The organism is Mycobacterium sp. H4Y, assembly GCF_000364405.1.
Taxonomy (GTDB): Bacteria; Actinomycetota; Actinomycetes; order Mycobacteriales; family Mycobacteriaceae; genus Mycobacterium; species Mycobacterium intracellulare.
On the sequence record NZ_AKIG01000001.1, the window covers coordinates 478256 to 495257 of the forward strand.

Annotated in this window: 13 protein-coding genes, 1 pseudogene and 1 riboswitch; of the genes and pseudogenes, 5 read left to right on the forward strand and 9 right to left on the reverse strand. The window is 68.0% G+C overall.

From position 1 onward, the window contains the following. Nucleotides 1-121 precede the first annotated feature (121 nt). On the forward strand, nt 122-844 hold the full coding sequence (locus W7U_RS02295) for a TrkA family potassium uptake protein (protein ID WP_008254418.1): 723 nt from the start codon (nt 122-124) through the stop codon (nt 842-844). 52 nt (nt 845-896) lie between these two features. Then, a complete protein-coding gene (locus W7U_RS02300) occupies nt 897-2621 on the forward strand; it encodes a DUF3556 domain-containing protein (protein ID WP_008254420.1) in 1725 nt (574 codons plus the stop codon). A gap of 66 nt (nt 2622-2687) precedes the next feature. Here the strand turns inward: W7U_RS02300 and metE are convergent, their stop codons facing one another. The 9 genes and pseudogenes from metE to W7U_RS02345 form a co-directional block, all read right to left on the reverse strand. Next, nucleotides 2688-4958, reverse strand: coding sequence for a 5-methyltetrahydropteroyltriglutamate--homocysteine S-methyltransferase (gene metE, locus W7U_RS02305; RefSeq protein WP_008254423.1), 2271 nt, complete (start codon nt 4956-4958; stop codon nt 2688-2690). Nucleotides 4959-5108: 150 nt separating this feature from the next. Beyond that, a riboswitch (cobalamin riboswitch) is annotated at nt 5109-5355 on the reverse strand. Between the two features lie 47 nt (nt 5356-5402). Then, nucleotides 5403-6043, reverse strand: a pseudogene (locus W7U_RS02310) (SDR family oxidoreductase). 86 nt (nt 6044-6129) lie between these two features. Then, nucleotides 6130-6972, reverse strand: a complete 843-nt coding sequence (locus W7U_RS02315) for an SDR family oxidoreductase (protein ID WP_008254428.1) — start codon at nt 6970-6972, stop codon at nt 6130-6132. A 96-nt stretch (nt 6973-7068) separates the two neighbouring features. Further along, nucleotides 7069-8349 carry a TetR/AcrR family transcriptional regulator gene (locus tag W7U_RS02320; RefSeq protein WP_008254431.1) on the reverse strand — a complete coding sequence of 427 codons (1281 nt, stop codon included), beginning with the start codon at nt 8347-8349 and terminating at the stop codon, nt 7069-7071. Between the two features lie 137 nt (nt 8350-8486). Further along, nucleotides 8487-9134 carry a nitroreductase family protein gene (locus tag W7U_RS02325; protein ID WP_008254433.1) on the reverse strand — a complete coding sequence of 216 codons (648 nt, stop codon included), beginning with the start codon at nt 9132-9134 and terminating at the stop codon, nt 8487-8489. Further along, nucleotides 9134-10246, reverse strand: a complete 1113-nt coding sequence (locus tag W7U_RS02330) for an acyl-CoA dehydrogenase family protein (RefSeq protein WP_008254435.1) — start codon at nt 10244-10246, stop codon at nt 9134-9136. Before W7U_RS02330 ends, W7U_RS02325 begins: the two co-directional genes overlap by 1 nt. Beyond that, nucleotides 10243-11400, reverse strand: a complete 1158-nt coding sequence (locus tag W7U_RS02335) for an acyl-CoA dehydrogenase family protein (RefSeq protein WP_008254436.1) — start codon at nt 11398-11400, stop codon at nt 10243-10245. Before W7U_RS02335 ends, W7U_RS02330 begins: the two co-directional genes overlap by 4 nt. 50 nt (nt 11401-11450) lie before the next feature. After that, nucleotides 11451-12020, reverse strand: coding sequence for a nuclear transport factor 2 family protein (locus tag W7U_RS02340; RefSeq protein WP_008254437.1), 570 nt, complete (start codon nt 12018-12020; stop codon nt 11451-11453). A gap of 2 nt (nt 12021-12022) precedes the next feature. Further along, nucleotides 12023-13012, reverse strand: a complete 990-nt coding sequence (locus W7U_RS02345; protein WP_008254438.1) for an SDR family NAD(P)-dependent oxidoreductase — start codon at nt 13010-13012, stop codon at nt 12023-12025. 152 nt (nt 13013-13164) lie between these two features. On the opposite strand from W7U_RS02345, the gene W7U_RS02350 reads away from it, so the two are divergent. The 3 genes from W7U_RS02350 to W7U_RS02360 all read left to right on the forward strand — a co-directional run bounded on the left by W7U_RS02350 (nt 13165) and on the right by W7U_RS02360 (nt 17001). Next, complete coding sequence (locus W7U_RS02350; RefSeq protein ID WP_231504877.1) at nt 13165-14880, forward strand: VWA domain-containing protein; 1716 nt, start codon at nt 13165-13167, stop codon at nt 14878-14880. 55 nt (nt 14881-14935) lie between these two features. Beyond that, nucleotides 14936-15796, forward strand: a complete 861-nt coding sequence (locus W7U_RS02355; RefSeq protein WP_008254440.1) for a CbbQ/NirQ/NorQ/GpvN family protein — start codon at nt 14936-14938, stop codon at nt 15794-15796. 86 nt (nt 15797-15882) lie between these two features. Then, nucleotides 15883-17001: an ABC transporter substrate-binding protein gene (locus W7U_RS02360; RefSeq protein WP_008254441.1), complete on the forward strand. Its 1119-nt coding sequence runs from the start codon at nt 15883-15885 to the stop codon at nt 16999-17001. Nucleotide 17002 lies beyond the last annotated feature (1 nt).

Genomic DNA, 17002 nt, shown 5'->3' on the forward strand with positions numbered 1-17002 from the left:
GTTGTTCATCGCCGTTCGGTCGCGGCTCAGGCCAGCGAAGTCGGGTTGTGTGCAAGTGAATCACTAGTAACACTAATGACTAGCTGGGGTACACGCCGACCAGCCGTCAGGAGAGTGGATAGTGCGCATCGGGATCGCCGGCGCGGGCGCGGTCGGTCGTTCGGTCGCACTCGAGCTACTCGAGGCCGGTCACCGGGTCTTGCTGATCGAGCGCAACGTCGACCATTACGTACCGCAGACGGTGCCCGACGCGGAGTGGTTACTCGCCGACGCGTGCGAGCTGGCGTCGCTCCAAGAGTCGGGACTGCAGCTGTGCGATGTCGTCATCGCGGCAACCGGCGACGACAAGGTGAACCTCGCGGCGGCGTTGTTGGCCAAGGCCGAGTTCGGGGTCGCTCGAGTGGTGGCGCGCGTCAACGATTTGAGAAACGAGTGGCTGTTCACCGAGGCGTGGGGCATCGACGTGGCGGTCTCCACGCCCCGCGCCATGGTGGCCGGGGTCGAGGGGGCCATCGACGTCGGCCACCTCGTGCAGCTGATGGGGCTCGCGCGCGGTCAGGTCGGCCTGTCGAAACTGACACTGCCGGTGGACAACCCGCTTGTCGGCCGCCGGATTAGTGACCTGCCGCTGCCCGACAACGCCGCGTTGATCACCGTGCTGCGCGCCGGCAGCGTCATCTTGCCGCAGCCCGACGACGTGCTCGAGGCCGGCGACGAAATGTTGTTCGTCGCAGGCAGTGCCGCCGAGAATCAGGTCCGCGCCCTCATCGTCCAGGGCGCCCCGGCCCGGGCGGCGCGCCGGCGTGAAATACGGGCCGACCCGGTGAGAAACTTGCCCGCCTAGTTCGGGCCCAACGCGTGCCACCTACCTAGAACACGTTCTAGTCTGTGGAACCATGGGATTTCTGAAGCCCGAGCTACCGCAGCTCGACATGGCCGAATGGAACAAGGGCAGCCGCAGCGACAAGATCCGCCCGATGGCCAAGCACTGGGCCGAAGTCGGCTTCGGCACGCCGGTCGCGCTGCACCTGTTCTACGTCGTCAAAATCCTGCTCTACATCCTCGGCGCGTGGGTGTTCGCCTCGGCCACCCGCGGCCTCGGCGGGTTCACACAGGTCGCGTCGTGGTGGTCGGAGCCGATCGTGTTCGAGAAGGTCGTGCTCTACACGATGCTGTTCGAGGTGATCGGATTGGGCTGCGGCTTCGGCCCGCTGAACAACCGGTTCTTCCCGCCGATGGGTTCGGTCCTGTACTGGATGCGCTTCGGCACCATCCGGCTGCCACCCTGGCCGGACCGCGTGCCACTGACCAAGGGCACGAAGCGCAAACCGATCGACGTGGCCCTGTATGCGCTGTTCCTTCTGGTGACGTTCGCGGCGCTGTTCGCCGACGGCACCGGGCCGATCCCCGAACTGGGCACGACCATCGGGCTGCTGCCCGCATGGAAGGTCGTGCTGATCCTGCTGCTGCTCGCGGTGCTCGGCCTGCGCGACAAGGTGATCTTCCTGGCCGCGCGTGGCGAGGTCTACGCGACGATGGCGGTGACGTTCCTGTTCGCCGCGCCCGACATGATCATCGGCTCCAAGGTGGTGTTCCTGGTGATCTGGATGGGCGCCGCGACATCCAAACTCAACAAACACTTTCCGTTCGTGATCTCCACGATGATGTCGAACAATCCGCTGGTGCGGCCGCGCTGGCTGAAAAGGCGCTTCTTCGAGAAGTTCCCGGACGACCTGCGGCCGGGGTGGCTGTCGCGGTGGCTGGCGCACCTGAGCACCGCCATCGAGATGCTGGTGCCGCTGCCGCTGTTCTTCTGTCACGGCGGCTGGCCCGTCACGGTGGCCGCCGTCGTCATGGTGTGCTTCCACCTCGGCATCCTGGTCTCGATCCCGATGGGCGTGCCACTGGAGTGGAATGTCTTCATGATCTTCGGGGTGCTGTCGCTGTTCGTCGCCCACACCCAGCTCGGTCTCGCGGACCTCAAGCACCCGGTGGTGGTGGCGATCCTGTTTGTCGTGATCGCGGGAATCGTTCTGCTGGGCAACATGTTTCCGCGCAAGATCTCGTTTCTGCCCGGGATGCGGTACTACGCGGGCAACTGGGACACCACGCTGTGGTGCATCAAGCCGTCCGCCAACGACAAGATCGGCAGGGGCATCGTGGCGATCGCCAGCATGCCGCAGGCCCAGCTGGAACGGTTCTACGGCAGCCCGGAGGCGGCGCAGATCCCGCTCTACATGGGATATGCGTTCCGCGGCTTCAACACTCACGGCCGGGCGCTGTTCACGCTGGCGCACCGCGCCATGGCCGGCCAGAACGAGGACGACTACGTCCTCACCGACGGCGAGCGGATCTGCAGCACCGCGATCGGCTGGAACTTCGGCGACGGCCACATGCACAACGAGCAGCTGATCAGCGCGCTGCAGGAGCGCTGCCACTTCGAACCGGGTGAGGTCCGCGTGGTTCTGCTTGACGCGCAACCGATTCACAAGCAGACGCAGGCGTATCGGTTGGTCGACGCCGCGACCGGTGAGTTCGAGCGCGGCATCGTCCGGGTCGCCGACATGGTCACCCGCCAGCCCTGGGCCGACGACGTTCCCGTCGAGGTGGTGTCGGGGTAGGCGCGGTTGTAACGCCACGGCGACATTTCCCGCCGGAAACCGCCGTGGCGTTACGCCCGCGAGGCCTCAGACCCCCGCGCGCACTTCCTGCGCGGCGGCGACCATGTTCTTCAGCGACGCGGTCACCTCGTCGGAGTTGCGGGTCTTCAGTCCGCAGTCCGGGTTGACCCAAAGCCGTTCGGCCGGAACGGCTCGCAGCGCCGCGCGCAGCGACTCCGCCATCTCCTCGGTGCTCGGCACCCGGGGCGAGTGGATGTCGTAGACGCCCGGTCCGACGCTGTTGGAGAAGCCGATCGCGTTGAGGTCGTCGAGCACCTCCATGTGTGAGCGTGCCGCCTCGATCGACGTCACGTCGGCATCCAGATCGGCGATCGCGCCGATCACATCACCGAATTCCGAGTAGCACAGGTGGGTGTGGATCTGCGTGGAGTCCGCGACACCCGACGTGGCCAACCGGAAAGCCCCTACGGCCCAACGCAAGTAGTCGTCCTGGTCGACGCGACGCAGCGGCAGCAGCTCACGCAGCGCCGGCTCGTCGACCTGGATCACCGCGATACCGGCGGACTGCAGGTCCACGGTCTCGTCGCGAATCGCGAGCGCCACCTGGTTGGCGGTGTCGGCCAGCGGCTGGTCGTCGCGCACGAACGACCACGCCAGGATCGTGACCGGACCCGTCAGCATGCCCTTCACCGGCTTGTCTGTCAGCGACTGCGCGTACTTGGCCCACTCCACCGTCATCGGGTGCTGGCGGATCACGTCGCCGTAGAGGATCGGCGGGCGCACGCAGCGGCTGCCGTAGGACTGCACCCAGCCGTTCTTGGTGGCGAAAAAGCCCTCCAGCTGCTCGGCGAAGTACTGCACCATGTCGTTGCGCTCGGGCTCGCCGTGCACCAGCACGTCGATCCCGAGGTTCTCCTGCAGCTTGATGACGTCGGCGATCTCCTGCTTCATCCGCTTTTCGTACTCGGCCGCGTCGATCTCGCCGGCGACCAGCGCCGCGCGGGCCTTGCGGATCTGAGCGGTCTGCGGAAACGATCCGATCGTCGTCGTCGGCAGCGGCGGCAGCTGCAGCCGCTCGTCCTGGCTGGCCCGGCGCCTCGCCGCGTCACCGCGGTGTGTGCCGGAGGCCACGATCGAGTCGATGCGGGCACGGATGCGGTCGTTGTGCAGGCGCGGATCGCTCTTGCGGGAGGCCACCGCGGCGTTCGACGCCGCGATCTCGTCGGCGACCGCCTCGCGCCCCTCGCGCAGTGCGCGGGCGAGCGCCACCACCTCGCCGACCTTCTCCTGTCCGAAGGCCAGCCAGCTGCGCAGCGCCTCGTCGAGTCCGGTTTCCGGCTCCAACGAATACGGGACGTGCAGCGTCGAGCAGGACGTCGAGACGGCAACCGCGGCAGCCGAACCCAGCAGGCTCGCCAGTTTGTCCAGCGCCGCCTGCAGGTCGGTGCGCCAGATGTTGCGTCCGTCGACGACGCCGGCCACCAGTACCTTGTCGGCTAGTTCGGGTACCGCAGCGACGGCCGTGTCGGGACCGTAGACCAGATCGACGCCGATCGCCTCGACGGGCGTGCGGGCCAGACCGGCCAACGCCGCGCCGGGGTCGCCGAAGTAGGTGGCGACGTAGATCGACGGCCGGTTGCTCACCGCGCCGAGCTTGTTGTAGACGGCCTCGGCCAACGCGGGCGCGTCGGGGGAGGCGTCGGTCACCAGCGCCGGCTCGTCGAGCTGCACCCACTGCGCGCCGTTGTCGGCGAGCAGCGACAGCAGTTCGGAATAGATTCCCACCAGTTCCTCGAGTCGTTCGATGGGTGCGCCCGCGCCGTCGATGCCTTTGCTGAGCAGCAGGAAGGTGATCGGCCCGATGACGACCGGCCGCGCGGGAATGCCCTGTGCCAAAGCCTCTTTCAGCTCCGAGAGCACCTTGTCGGGGTTCAGCGCGAACTTCGTGGTGGGGGCGATCTCGGGAACGATGTAGTGGTAGTTGGTGTCGAACCACTTGGTCATTTCCAGCGGCGCGACGTCGGAATTGCCGCGCGCGGCGGCGAAGTAGCGGTCGAGGTCGTCGGAGACCTGCGTGGCCCGGGCCGGCAGCGCGTCGAGCATCACCGCGGTGTCCAGCATCTGGTCGTAGTAGGAGAAGGTGTTCACGGGCACCGAGTCCAGGCCCGCGGCCGCCAGGCTCGCCCAGGTGTCGCGGCGCAGTGTCGCGGCGACGGATTCCAGTTCCGATCTGCTGGTGCGGCCGGCCCAGTAGCCCTCGGTGGCGCGCTTGAGTTCGCGTTTCGGGCCGATGCGCGGCGAGCCGGTAACCGTGGCGGTGAATGGTTGAGTGGTCACGTTTTTCGTCCTTTTATCAACGGTCTGGTCACCGCCGGCGGACGCGAGGCCGAACCGTCTCGCGGTGCGTGCCCGATTTTCTTTCAGGCACTTACCACTAACGGTTACGGTCAAACGCCCATTCCACGAGGCGATGAGCCCGCCGGACGCGGCGCGTCCGGCACAGCTGGCAGGTCTTCGGACTCGCAGGCGCGCACCGGGGGGTGCTCACGCCCGGCCGCTGAGGAGCCGGGCAGTTCCTAATGGCCGTCGCTTCCCAGTCTTTTCGCCAGACCAGTGCTCGTGACGGCGGTCGTTCCTGCATACCGCTGCGGGACAGTCCCGGACTCCCACCGGGTTCCCTCTTGCGAAGCATGTCTAACATGTCTCGCTCGATGCCGACGCCGCGTTGTGCGGTGACGGCAGACCAGCTGCGTAGCGCAGCTTACTCCGCTGGTGACAGGGTCAGCGAGCCAGTGCCTGGGCGATCGGGACGTCGCCGTTGTTGAACTCGATGGTGCGACCGATCGTGGAGTCGTCCGCCAGCGCGGCGGCGGCCACCTGCGCGACGTCGGCGCGCGAAACCGAGCCCTTGCCCTTGTCCAGCGCGATGCGCCCGGTCGCCGGCTCGAGGGTGAGCCGGCCCGGCCCAGGACCGTCCAGTCCAAGTCGCTGGCGCGCAGGTGGGCGTCCGCGGCCGCCTTGGCCTCCGCGTAGGCGAAGAACGGGTCGTCTTGTGGCACACCATGATCCGGGCCGGCGCCGAAGTAGGACACCATCACGAACCGCGTGACGCCCGCCTGGGCCGCGGCGTCGATCACCCGGATGGCCGCGTCGCGGTCGACGGCATAGGTCCGTGCCGGGTTGCCGCCGCCGGCCCCGGCGGAGAACACCACCGCGTCATGCCCGGCCAGCAGGCCGGCCAGGGCGTCGGTGTCGAGCCGCTCGATGTCGGCCGTCACGGGTTTGGCGCCGGTGGCGGCGACATCGCTGGCGTGGTCCGGGTTGCGGAAGACCGAGCTCACATCGTCGCCGCGTTCGGTCAGGATCTGGGCCAGTTGCAGGGCGACCTTGCCGTGGCCGCCGATGAGGGCGATGCGAGCCATGCCCCCACGCTACTTCCCGCGAGTCTGGAACTCCCGACGCGAACGCCGGGTAGAGCGGTAGGCGGTTCGGTCTCGCGGGAGAAAGGTTAGAGCTTCACCTTGCCCATGATGATGTCGATGATCGGCTTGCCCGGCGCGTAGGCACCGGTCATCGAGGCCATGGTGTGGCCCGAGTCCACCAGCAGGGTGATCCCGCTGACGCCGCAGGCCGCCTCGCTGTTGAGGAAGGCCATCACGTCGCCCATCTGCTCGGGGGTGTGCACCTTGGAGCCGGTCTCGTCGCGGTAGTCCTGGGCGAAGGACAGCCACAGGTCGGCGTTGGCCTGGGCCAGCGGGGTGTCGGTCGGGCCGGGGCAGATCGCGTTGATGCGAATGCCCTTCTTCGCCAACGGGTAGCCCTGGGTCGCCACGTAGGTGTTGATCACCTTTTTGCTGGTGCCGTAGTGGTTGATCCCTTCGGCCTCGTGCGCCTGGCACCACGCCTCGGCCGCCGCGAAGTCCGGGGTGGCCAGGAATTCCAGCATCAGGTCCAGGTCGTTCTCCCAGCCCATGCCCGCGACCGAGGAGATGAAGCAGATGGCCGAGCCGTTGGGCAGTTGGTCCTTTTCCAGCAGGCGGTCGATCAGGTGGCGGTGGCCGATGAAGTTGATCTTCATCAGGTCGATCGTTCCGTCGGCGACGCCGGCGGCGGAGAACACCGCGTGGATGGGGCCGTCGACCTGCTCGAGGGCGGAATCGATGGACGCGGGGTCGCGCAGGTCCACCTGGACGGACTGGGCGACCTTGTAGTCCACCGGCGCGTAGTCCATCACGATCACTTCGGCGCCCAGTTCGGCCGCTGACTTGGCCGCGGCGGCGCCCATGCCAGTCGCGCCGCCGACCACCAGAGCGCGCTTGCCGTCGTAGCGCAACCGATCGACAATGGTCATGGAAATCCCCTTCTCGGATAATGCCAACGCGGTTCTAACTGCTCAACTGTATGGGTAACAGTTATTTGGTTCAATACCGGGTCGGGTTATTGCGGTTTACTTGCCGCGCACGGCGACGCCGCGCAGCACGGTGTCGCGGGCGTGCACCAGTCCCGCGCGTTTGCCGACGTCTCGGAGGATGTTCTCCGGTATCCACTGCAGGCCGACCACGCAGCGTGCCAACATCGCGGTGGACGGCGCGTCGACGCCGATCTCCCCGGACCGGATCCCCTCGGAAAGCAGCGTTTTCATTTGCCGCAGCCGCGTGGCGTACAGCCAGCCCGGGTTGGGCGTGTCCGGGGGTGATTGACGCATCCAGGCGAGTTGGATCCTGAACTCGTCGGAAAACCGGTCGAGCGCGTTGACGTTGACCCAACTCAGCGCGTCCAGCTTTTCGATCGGGGTGGCATCCGAGCGCAGGACGTTGACCCAGCCCGCCTCCACCTTCTTGCCGAAGGACTCCATGATCGAGGCGAGCAGCTCGTCCTTGGATCCGATCACCCGGTACACGGTCCCGGTGCCAAGCCCGGCGGCCGACGCGATGTCCCTGATGGTGGTGACCTCATAACCCCTGCGTCCGAATTCCGTTCGCGCCACCGCACGCACGAGTGCCGCCTTGTCGCTGGGGTCGGCGTCGCTGTCGTCGGACCAGGTGGCGATGACGTCGTCGGCGGCGGCGAAGGCCTTCGAGCGGTCCAGCGCGGCGTCGGCCGGGGAGCGAGTTGCCAACCCCTGCAGGATGATTCGGCACAGCAGGCCGGCCACCTGATCCCCGGGAGATTTGTGGCGCATGACGTCGAGGCCGACCTGCAGCATGGTTTGGCAGATGCGGTCGGCCAGCGTGGGCAGGTCGATGTCGGGTTTGATGTAGCCGCTCCAGCGGCCGGCGCGCAGCGTTTGCAGCATCGCCTCCTGAATCGCGACGGGCCGCTGCTGCGTCAGCTTGATCAGCTCAGGATCCGTGCTCGGCCCCTCGTAGAAGGACATTTGCAGGGCGGCGCGGTGTTCGACGGCGCAGTTGGCGATCGCCGCTCCGAGTTCGATGATCTGTTCGGCGACCGGACGGGAGTCCGGTTCGTCCAGCTTCGCCTGCGCGGACCGGCCGATCCGTTCCAGATCGTCTTGATAGCGCCGGATCAGCTCGACGAGGATCGCCTCTTTGGACTCGAAGTGGTGATACAGGCTGCCGGGAAGAATGCCTGCGGCATCGGCGATTTCCTGTAGCGAGGTCCGCAATCCGGAGGACGCGATCAGTGATGCCGCCGTGGCAAGGATCTCGGCGCGGCGCGTCGGGGAATCGGTGGTTCCGCCGGACCGCAGTGACTCGGCTTTCGCCATGATCAGCGGTGTGGGAGCCGGGACGAGTGCGGGGTGGCGAGCATGCGCATTCGTCCTCTCGTGCCGAACCAAATCTTTGTTAGAGGCTATCAGACGGGCCCCGATGAATGCGCTGCACAAGCGGCGAAAACCCCATTCTAGAGCGCCGGGCCATCCCAGCGGTCGCGCGCGACCACGTCCTCGACCGGGCGCCGCGGGGCCGGCCGGAAGGTGCGGCCCGCGCGCAGGCGGCCCACCGGCAGCAGGCAGCCCTGAACGTAGGTTTGCGGAATCCCGAGCAACTTTCGGACTTCCTCCTCGTGGTGCAGGTGCAGGGTCGTGATGCAGGTGCCGTATCCGCGGGTGTGCAGGGCCAGCTGAAAATTCCACACCGGCGGGAAGATCGAACCGTACAGCGTTGCCAGGTGGAACGATTCGTCACCATCGATGCGCGGCACGTAGGCCTCATAGCAGGGGATCACCAGCAGCGGCACGCGCGCCATGTTCTCCACGAGCCACTCCGTGGACGACATGACCCGGCTCTCGGGTGTTCCCGCCGGCATGAGATCGGCAAGCAGCTGCCCGCCGACCCGCCGCAGGTAGGCCTCGCGATACAGCTCGGCGATCTTGGCGCGCAGCGCCGGGTCGGCGATCACCAGCCAGCGCCATGACTGCGCGTTGGACCCGTTCGCGGCCTGAAGGCCGATCCGCAGGCACTCGCGGATGTCGCCGAGATCGACGTCGGCGTCCAGGTCGAGCGACTTTCGCGCCGACGGGGTTGCGGTGAGCAGATAGTCGATCTCCATCAGTGACGTCCTCTCTTCGCAAGGCGCGCACCGATTTCGGTGAGGTACCGGTCGGGCCCGCCAAGAAACGCGCTCCAGCCCAGCAAGCGCTTGAGATAGAGGTGAGCGTCGTGTTCCCAGGTGTAGCCGATCCCGCCGAACACCTGGATGGCGGTGTCGGCCACGGTCGCCAGCCGCCCGGCGAACGCCTTGGCCCGCAGCGCGGCAAGATGCCGCTCGCCGCCGTCGGCGCCGGGGTGCGTGTCGCTGGCCCACAGGGCGTGGATCACCCCGCTGCGGGCCAGCTCGACGGTCTCGTACATGTCGACGCACAGGTGCTGGATCGCCTGGAACGAGCCGATCGGTTGACCGAATTGCGTTCGGGCTTTTGCGTATCCGACGGCGAGGTCCATGACTGCGCGCGCGGCGCCGAGCGCGTCGGCGGCGGACGCGATCAGCACGTCGTCGATCACCGCGGCGATCTGGTGCGCAGACACCGGGGCCAGGCGCCGGGCGGGGGCGGCGTCGAACGAGACGCGAAACTGCTTGCGGGTCGGGTCGATGCCGGGCTGGGCCGCAATTGACACCCCGGGCGAGCCGTTTCGCACCGCGAAAAGCCCGGTGTCGCCGGCAGCGTCGGCGAGCACGAGCAGCTCGTCGGCGGCGGCGGCATCGGGTACGCCGGTGGCCTCGCCGCGGAGGGCCACACCGTCGTCGCGGCGGCTGGCGGTGACGGACGCGTTGCCGAGGTCCAGGAAGCAGACGGCGGTGATCGTGGTGCCGTCCGCGATACCGCGCAGCAGTTCTGCGGCGGTGTCGTTGGCGCCCAACAGGTTCAGCGCCCGTGGGGCGGCCACCGCGGTCGACAACCACGGTCCCGGATGCAGTGCGGCCCCCAGCTCTTCGGCGACGATGCCGGCCTCGACCATCGTCATGCCGGAGCCGCCGCAGTCCTCCGGCACCAGCAGACCGGTGACGCCGAGACCGGCCAGGCCGCGCCACACCGACTCATCGGTGCCGGTCGGGTCGTCGAGTAGCGGGCGCACGTGGTCGGAGACGGAGGCCTTTTCGGCGAGGAAGTGCCGCGTGGTGTCGCGCAGCGCTGCCTGCTCGTCGCTGAGTTCGAGGTTCATTTTCGCGGCAGCCCCAGTACCCGTTGGGCGGTGATGTTCTTGTTGATCTGGCTGGTGCCGCCCGCGATGGTCAGCGCGCGCGACGTCAGGCGGTAGTCCCCCCACGGGGCACCGGCGTCGCGGCCGCCCAGTGTGTCATAGGCCAGGGCGGCCAGGTCCTGTCCGATCTCGCCCCACACGGTCTTGGCGAGGCTGGCCGACCCCAATGCTGTTTTTTCCGAACCGCCGTGCATCGTGGCCGAGATCGATCGTTGACACAGGACTTCGAGATACTTGATGCGGACGGCGATTTCGCCGAGGCGCCGCAGTGTGACCGGGTCGTCCAGCGCGCCGGTGTCCGCCGCGGCGAGATCGTCCACCAGCTCTTCGAGCCGCACCTGCATTTCGGCGTACAACCGGGCGGCCCCGGCACGCTCGTGGCTGAGCGTGGTGGTGGCCACCTGCCAGCCCGCGTTGAGTGGCCCGAGCAAGGCGTCCGCCGGCACCCGCACGTCGTGAAAGAACACCTCGGCGAAGTCGGCGTCGCCGTTGAGCGTGACCAGCGGGCGTGCCTCGATGCCGGGCAGGGTCATGTCGACGATCAGGCAGGAGATCCCCTTGTGCTTGGGAGCGTCGGCATCGGTGCGCACGTAGAGCTGGCACCAGTCGGCCCGATGTCCCAGCGACGTCCAGATCTTCTGGCCGTTGACGATGAAGTCGTCGCCGTCACGCACGGCGCGGGTGCGCAACGCCGCGAGGTCCGAGCCCGCCTCGGGTTCCGACATGCCCTGACACCAGATGTCGTCGGCGCGCATCATGCGCGGGAGCAGGGTGCGCTTCTGGGACTCGGTGCCGTATTGCATGATCGCCGGCGCGATGTTGTTCAGCCCAATGACGTTGAGCGGCACGGGCGCTCGGGCGCGGGTGGTTTCCTCGGTGTAGACCAGTTGCTCGAGCACCGTCGCGCCGCGCCCGCCGTACTCACGCGGCCACGACACCGCGGCCCATCCCGCGTCGGCCATCGTCGCGTTCCACACGCGCAGCTTCTCGAACGCGGCGTCGTCGCGCCCGGTGGGCCGGCGCGCGGCCACCAGCTCGTCGGTCAGGTTTTCCGCCAGCCAGCCACGCAGCTCGAGGCGGAACCGTTCCACATCCGCCGGGTATGAAAAGTCCACGTTGCCTTTTTCTTTGGCCTCTTATGCGTCCCTTGCGACCAAGCCGGACTCTACGGTTGAGCCGATGCTTGGTCAATGACGACGTCCGGCGCGCGCGACGCGGCCAGCGGGCGATCGTAGGAGGCATCGCTCGCGTCGTGGCGGGGCGTGCGCGCACCCGGGACCATCGCGATGGCTGCGTCGGTGAGCAGCGACTGCGATTCGTCGATGAACTCCACCAGACAGACCCGATCGACGATGGCCCACCGCCCGTCGCGCCGCTGCAGCCGGTCGACATAACGACCGCCGGAGACCGTCATGTGGTTTGCCGGTTCGCGGTCGGTCCCGACGAACAGGTAGTAGGTCTCGGCGTGGGCTTCGTCGCCGTCGATGTCGGCGGTGTGGTTGAGCAGATAGTGCTGGTACCGCGTCTGGCTACCGTGATAGGCCAGCGCCCAGTCGATGAAATCGTCCACCTCGCCCACGAATCCGACGTGGTCGTCGACGGCGCCGTCGTGGTAGGCCGACCGCAGCAGCCCACGATCCTGCCGGTCGATCCCGCGGGCGTAGCGCTGCATGCAGTCGTAGATCGCCGCGCGGTCGGCCAGCCACCGGACCTGTTGGCGCAATTCGTCCTCCACGATCAGCTCCCGTGCTGTTGGGGTGCGGGGAATTCGATGTCGGTCCCGCCCGGCATCGGGCTGACGCCGCGCCGCTCGCACACTTCGAGCACCTCGTCGACGATCGAGGCGGGCACGCTGAACTTCTCCGTCGACGAGATCTGCGCGAGATGTTGCTCGATGTCCTCGGCGGTGGGGCGGCCGCCGGCGTCGGCGAGCCATCCCTCGGCAAGGCCGACGAACACCCGCGCGTAGCGGCCGGCGGAGGCCGAGTAGTTGCGGTGGGTGAAGGTGCAGGCGGTGCTGGCGAGAAACGTCACCAGGGGCACGACGAGTTCGGGCCTGATGGCCTGCATGAAGCCGGATTCGGCGAGGAATTTCTCGTCGCCGACGGTTTCGGTGACCATGCGCGAGAAGCCGGTCGGCAGCACGGAATTGGCGAGGATCCCGTGCGCCTCGCCTTCGATCGCGATGACGTTCGTCAACCCCACCAGCCCGGCCTTGGCCGCGGCGTAGTGCGCCTCCATCGGCTGCCCGAAGAGCCCGGCGGACGACGAGATGAACACGAAGCGGCCGCCCCTGTTCTTCTTCATCACGCGATACGCGGGCTGGGACAGATGAAAGCCGCCGTCGAGATGCACGCGCAGCATGCGCGTCCAGTCGTCGTGCGACAGATCCTCAAAGGGCACGCTGCCGAAGATGCCGGCGTTGCTGATCACCGCGTCCAGGCGCCCGAAGGCATCCACGGCCGCGTCGACGATCGCCTGGCCGCCGGCGGGGGTGTCCACGGAATCGTACGAGGCGATCGCCCGGCCCCCCGCTGTCGTGATCTCGTCGACCACCTCGTCGGCCACGCTCGAGTCTGCGGCTTCGTGTGCAAGGCCGCGCATTCCGCCGCCCAGGTCGTTGACCACCACCGCGGCGCCGCGGCGGGCCAGGTCGAGCGCGTACAGCCGACCGAGCCCGCGGCCGGCGCCGGTGACCACCGCTACCTGGCCGGTGAAGTCAATCATGATGTGCTCCCGACTAACTCGTGTCCGCGCGCGTGACGCGATTGACTGCGCCCACGGCGGACTTTACGGTGGAACAGATATTTGGTCAACGATCGGTTCGGAGGTCGGGCGTGGCGGACGACGGGCGTGGCGACCGGGTGCACGGGCTCGGCATGCTCGCCTCGGCGCTGGCGGGGCGGGCGGTGGCCGTCGCCGAATTGCAGCCGGGTGAATCGCCGTGGACGGACGGCCAGACGATCTACGTCGACCCGGTCGCGCCAGACCGCGCGCGGCTCGCATCGGTTGCGGTGCAGGCCTCGATGATCGCGGCCGGCAGTCTGGATCCCGACGTGGTGCGGCCCCTGGTACGCCACCCGCGACTGGCCAGACGCTATCTGGCGGTGGAGGGTCATCGCGCACTGATGAGTAACGCCGACGTGCTGCCGGGCGTCCTGGCGTCGGTAGGTGATCGCGGCGTCGCCGGCCGCAGTGACTCGCCCGCCGCGTCGCTGCGCATCGCCTCCGCGCGGGGAGCCATTCAGGACCCGGCACCGGAATTCGGCGTGATCCGTGCGGGGAAGGTGGTGGCGGCCTCAAGGGTGGCCACGCAACAGAATCAGGCTGAGCCCCAACACGTTCCGCGAAGTTCGCGCAGCCAGAAGCCGGAACTCGAGGAGCTCGACGACGGTGAGGTCGACGATTCCGACGACCCGGACTTGTTCACCAGCCCGGTGGGCGGGGGCGGCTTCATCGGCAAATGGCTGAAAAAGATGCTCTCCTCGGCGCGCAAGACCGGGAGCGGCGGGGGTCCGCCCGGCGCGGACAGCCCGACGCATCGCACCAACTCCACCAAGCGCGGCGCCTACGCCGTGGCGTCGCTGGCCTCGGCCCCCGGCGACGAGGGGAACGAGCAGGACCCCGTCGCGGACGGCGTGCGGTATCCGGAATGGGATGTGGCGCGCAAGAGCTACCGGCACGCGTGGTGCACCGTGCGTGAGGTCGAGCCGACGATCAAAGCGTCCGCGACACAGGCCATCGACGACGCAATCGGTGTGCGCCGGCCACTTTCGCGGCTCGGCATGGGGTTGCACCGCCGGCACCGGCAGTCGCAAGGCGACGACATCGACATCGATGCCGCCGTCGAAGCCCGGGTCGAAGTGCGGGCCGGCGCGGTGCCCGACGAGGCGGTGTACCTGGACAGCCTGCGGCGCCGGCGTGACCTGTCGGTGCTGCTGCTGCTCGACGTGTCGGGGTCGGCGGGCGAACCGGGAACGGTCGGGCGGACGGTCCACGAGCAACAGCGCGCCGCGGTCGCCAACCTCACCGTGGCCCTGCACGACCTGGGCGACCGCGTCTCGCTCTACGCCTACTACTCGCAGGGCCGGCGGGCGGTGAGCATGGTGCCCGTGAAGCGGTTCGACGACCAGCTGAACGCCCTGGTTCTCCGGCGGCTCAACGGCCTGGAACCCGGCGCGTACTCGCGGCTCGGCGCGGCGATCCGGCACGGTTCGGCGGTCCTGGAGGGTCGCGGGGGGACGTCGCGCCGGCTGCTGGTGGTGGTGTCCGACGGCCTCGCCTACGACCACGGATACGAGCGCGCCTACGGCGCCGCGGACGCGCGCCGTGCGCTGACCGAGGCGCGCCGGCGGGGGACCGGCTGCGTGTGCCTGACCGTCGGCGCGGGGACCGACGTGCCATCGCTGCGCCGGGTGTTCGGCAGCGCTGCGCACGCGACGATCGCGCGCCCCGATCAGCTGGCCGGTGTCGTCGGACCGTTGTTCCGGTCCGCGCTGCGCTCGGCCGAGGTGCGTCGCCGGGTGTCGGTGATGTCAAGTCCCAGAACACAGTTGGTGCGACAGCGCACCGGCGCCGCTAGCCACGACACTTGAAAACAAACATCTGTTCCGGTTAGGCTGCAATCGCCGGACGATCTGAAGGGAAGCTATGGCCAACGAGTCCGGGCTTGCGTACTTCAACCGCGGTCCGTCCGAGGGGGACGAAAAGGGAGAAGTGCGGCCCTATTACCAGGCGGTCGGCAGCGAAGAGGCCGTCTTCAAGGCGGCGTACCGCCAGGGCCTCTCGCTGGTCCTCAAGGGGCCGACGGGCTGCGGAAAGACGCGATTCGTCGAGGCGATGGCCTATGACCTGGGCCGGCCGCTGATCACCGTGGCCTGTCACGACGACCTGACGACCGCGGACCTGGTCGGCCGGTATCTGCTGCGCGGTGACGAGACCGTCTGGGTGGACGGCCCGCTGACCCGGGCCGTGCGTGAGGGTGCGATCTGCTACCTCGACGAGGTGGTGGAGGCCCGGCAGGACACCACCGTGGTGCTGCACCCGCTCGCCGACCATCGGCGACAGCTGCCCATCGAGCGACTCGGCGTCACACTGGACGCCGCCCCCGGATTCGGCCTGGTGGTGTCGTACAACCCCGGGTATCAGAGCGTACTCAAGGACCTCAAGGATTCGACACGCCAGCGCATGGTCGCGATCGAATTCGACTTCCCCGCAGCCGATGTCGAACAGGGGATCGTCGCGCACGAGGCCGGCGTGGACGCCGCCACCGCGGCCGAACTGGTCCGGTTCGGTCAGGCGATTCGCCGGCTGGAGACGGGCGGGCTGCGTGAGGTCGCGTCGACGCGCGTGCTGATCGCCGCGGGCCGGTTGGTGGCGGAGGGGCTGAGCATGAAAGAGGCGGCCCGGGCCGCCATCGCGGGGCCGCTCACCGACGACGTCGCGGTGGGCAAGGCCCTGGGCGAGATGATCGACATCTACCTCTGCGCGCCCGACGGACCCGATGATTGACGCTACCTACCGCCCCCGCTAGGGTCTGAACAAATATTAGGTTTTCGGTGTTGGGGCGCGCGCGAGTTCGTCACCCGGGAGGTCAGATGTCCTACGAAAGCAGCGCTGAGCCGATCAAGGTCGGCTACCTGATGGATTTCACGCTGCCACCGGGGTTTCCCGAGGATCTGTTCGCGTCGTTCACCCAGACCTTCGACCTCATCTTCGAGGAGGCCGTCGCCCAGGGCCTGATGGACCGTCCGGTGCAGATGATCTATCGCGAGGTCGAGGGCCTGCCCAAGGGTTCGGTCAAGGCGGTGATCGATGCCTACGGGGAACTGGTCGACGAGGGCTGCCTGGTGGTCTTCGGCCCCAACATCACCGACAACTGTGTGCCGTTGCGCGAAGCGATCGAGGAGCGGTTCAAGGTGCCCGCGATCAGCGTGACCGGCACCGACGACTGGCTAGGCGAGTGGACCTTCGCGTTCCCCCAGGGATCGATGACCGACGAACCCATCTTCCTGGCCGACCTGATCGCCAAACGCGGTCTCGCCGAGGTCGGCGTGCTGGTCGAGCAGAGCCTCATCGGGGAGAGCTACCTGAAGAACCTGCGAAGTGCCTGTCGGCGCAAGGGGATTCGGATCGTGGCGGAAGTCGCGATCGCCCAGACGGCCCAGGACATCAACGCTGCGGTGCAGACGCTGCACGAGGCGAAGGCCGAGGCGATCGTGCACCTGGGATTCGGATTCGGCATCGTCTTCATCAACCCGGCGCTCGAGGCCCTTAACTGGGACCCACCCCGTTTCACCACCACCGCGTGGCAGAACGCCTGGGTGAACCCGATCATGTGGAACGCGTTCATGGGCTGGATCGGTGTCGACCAATACGACGAGGCGAACCGGATCGGCCAGGAGTTCCTCGACAGCTACGCGAGGAAGTACAACGGCAGCCGCCCGGAGTTCTGCGTGACCGTGGTGAATCGCGACGTCGCCGCGACCCTGGTGCGCGCGTTCACCGACGCGCACCCGCTCAGCCCGCGCGGGGTCAAGGAGGCGCTGGAGCGGGTGAAGATGATGCCCGCCGCCTCCGGGGCGCCGGGAACCCGGGTCTCCTTCGGCAAGTGGACGCGGCGGGCGTGGATGGGCGCCGGGTATCTGGTGGCCCGGACGCTCGACGCCGACGGCGTCAACTCGCATCTGGTTGATCGCTTCGGCGAGGAAGGCTGAC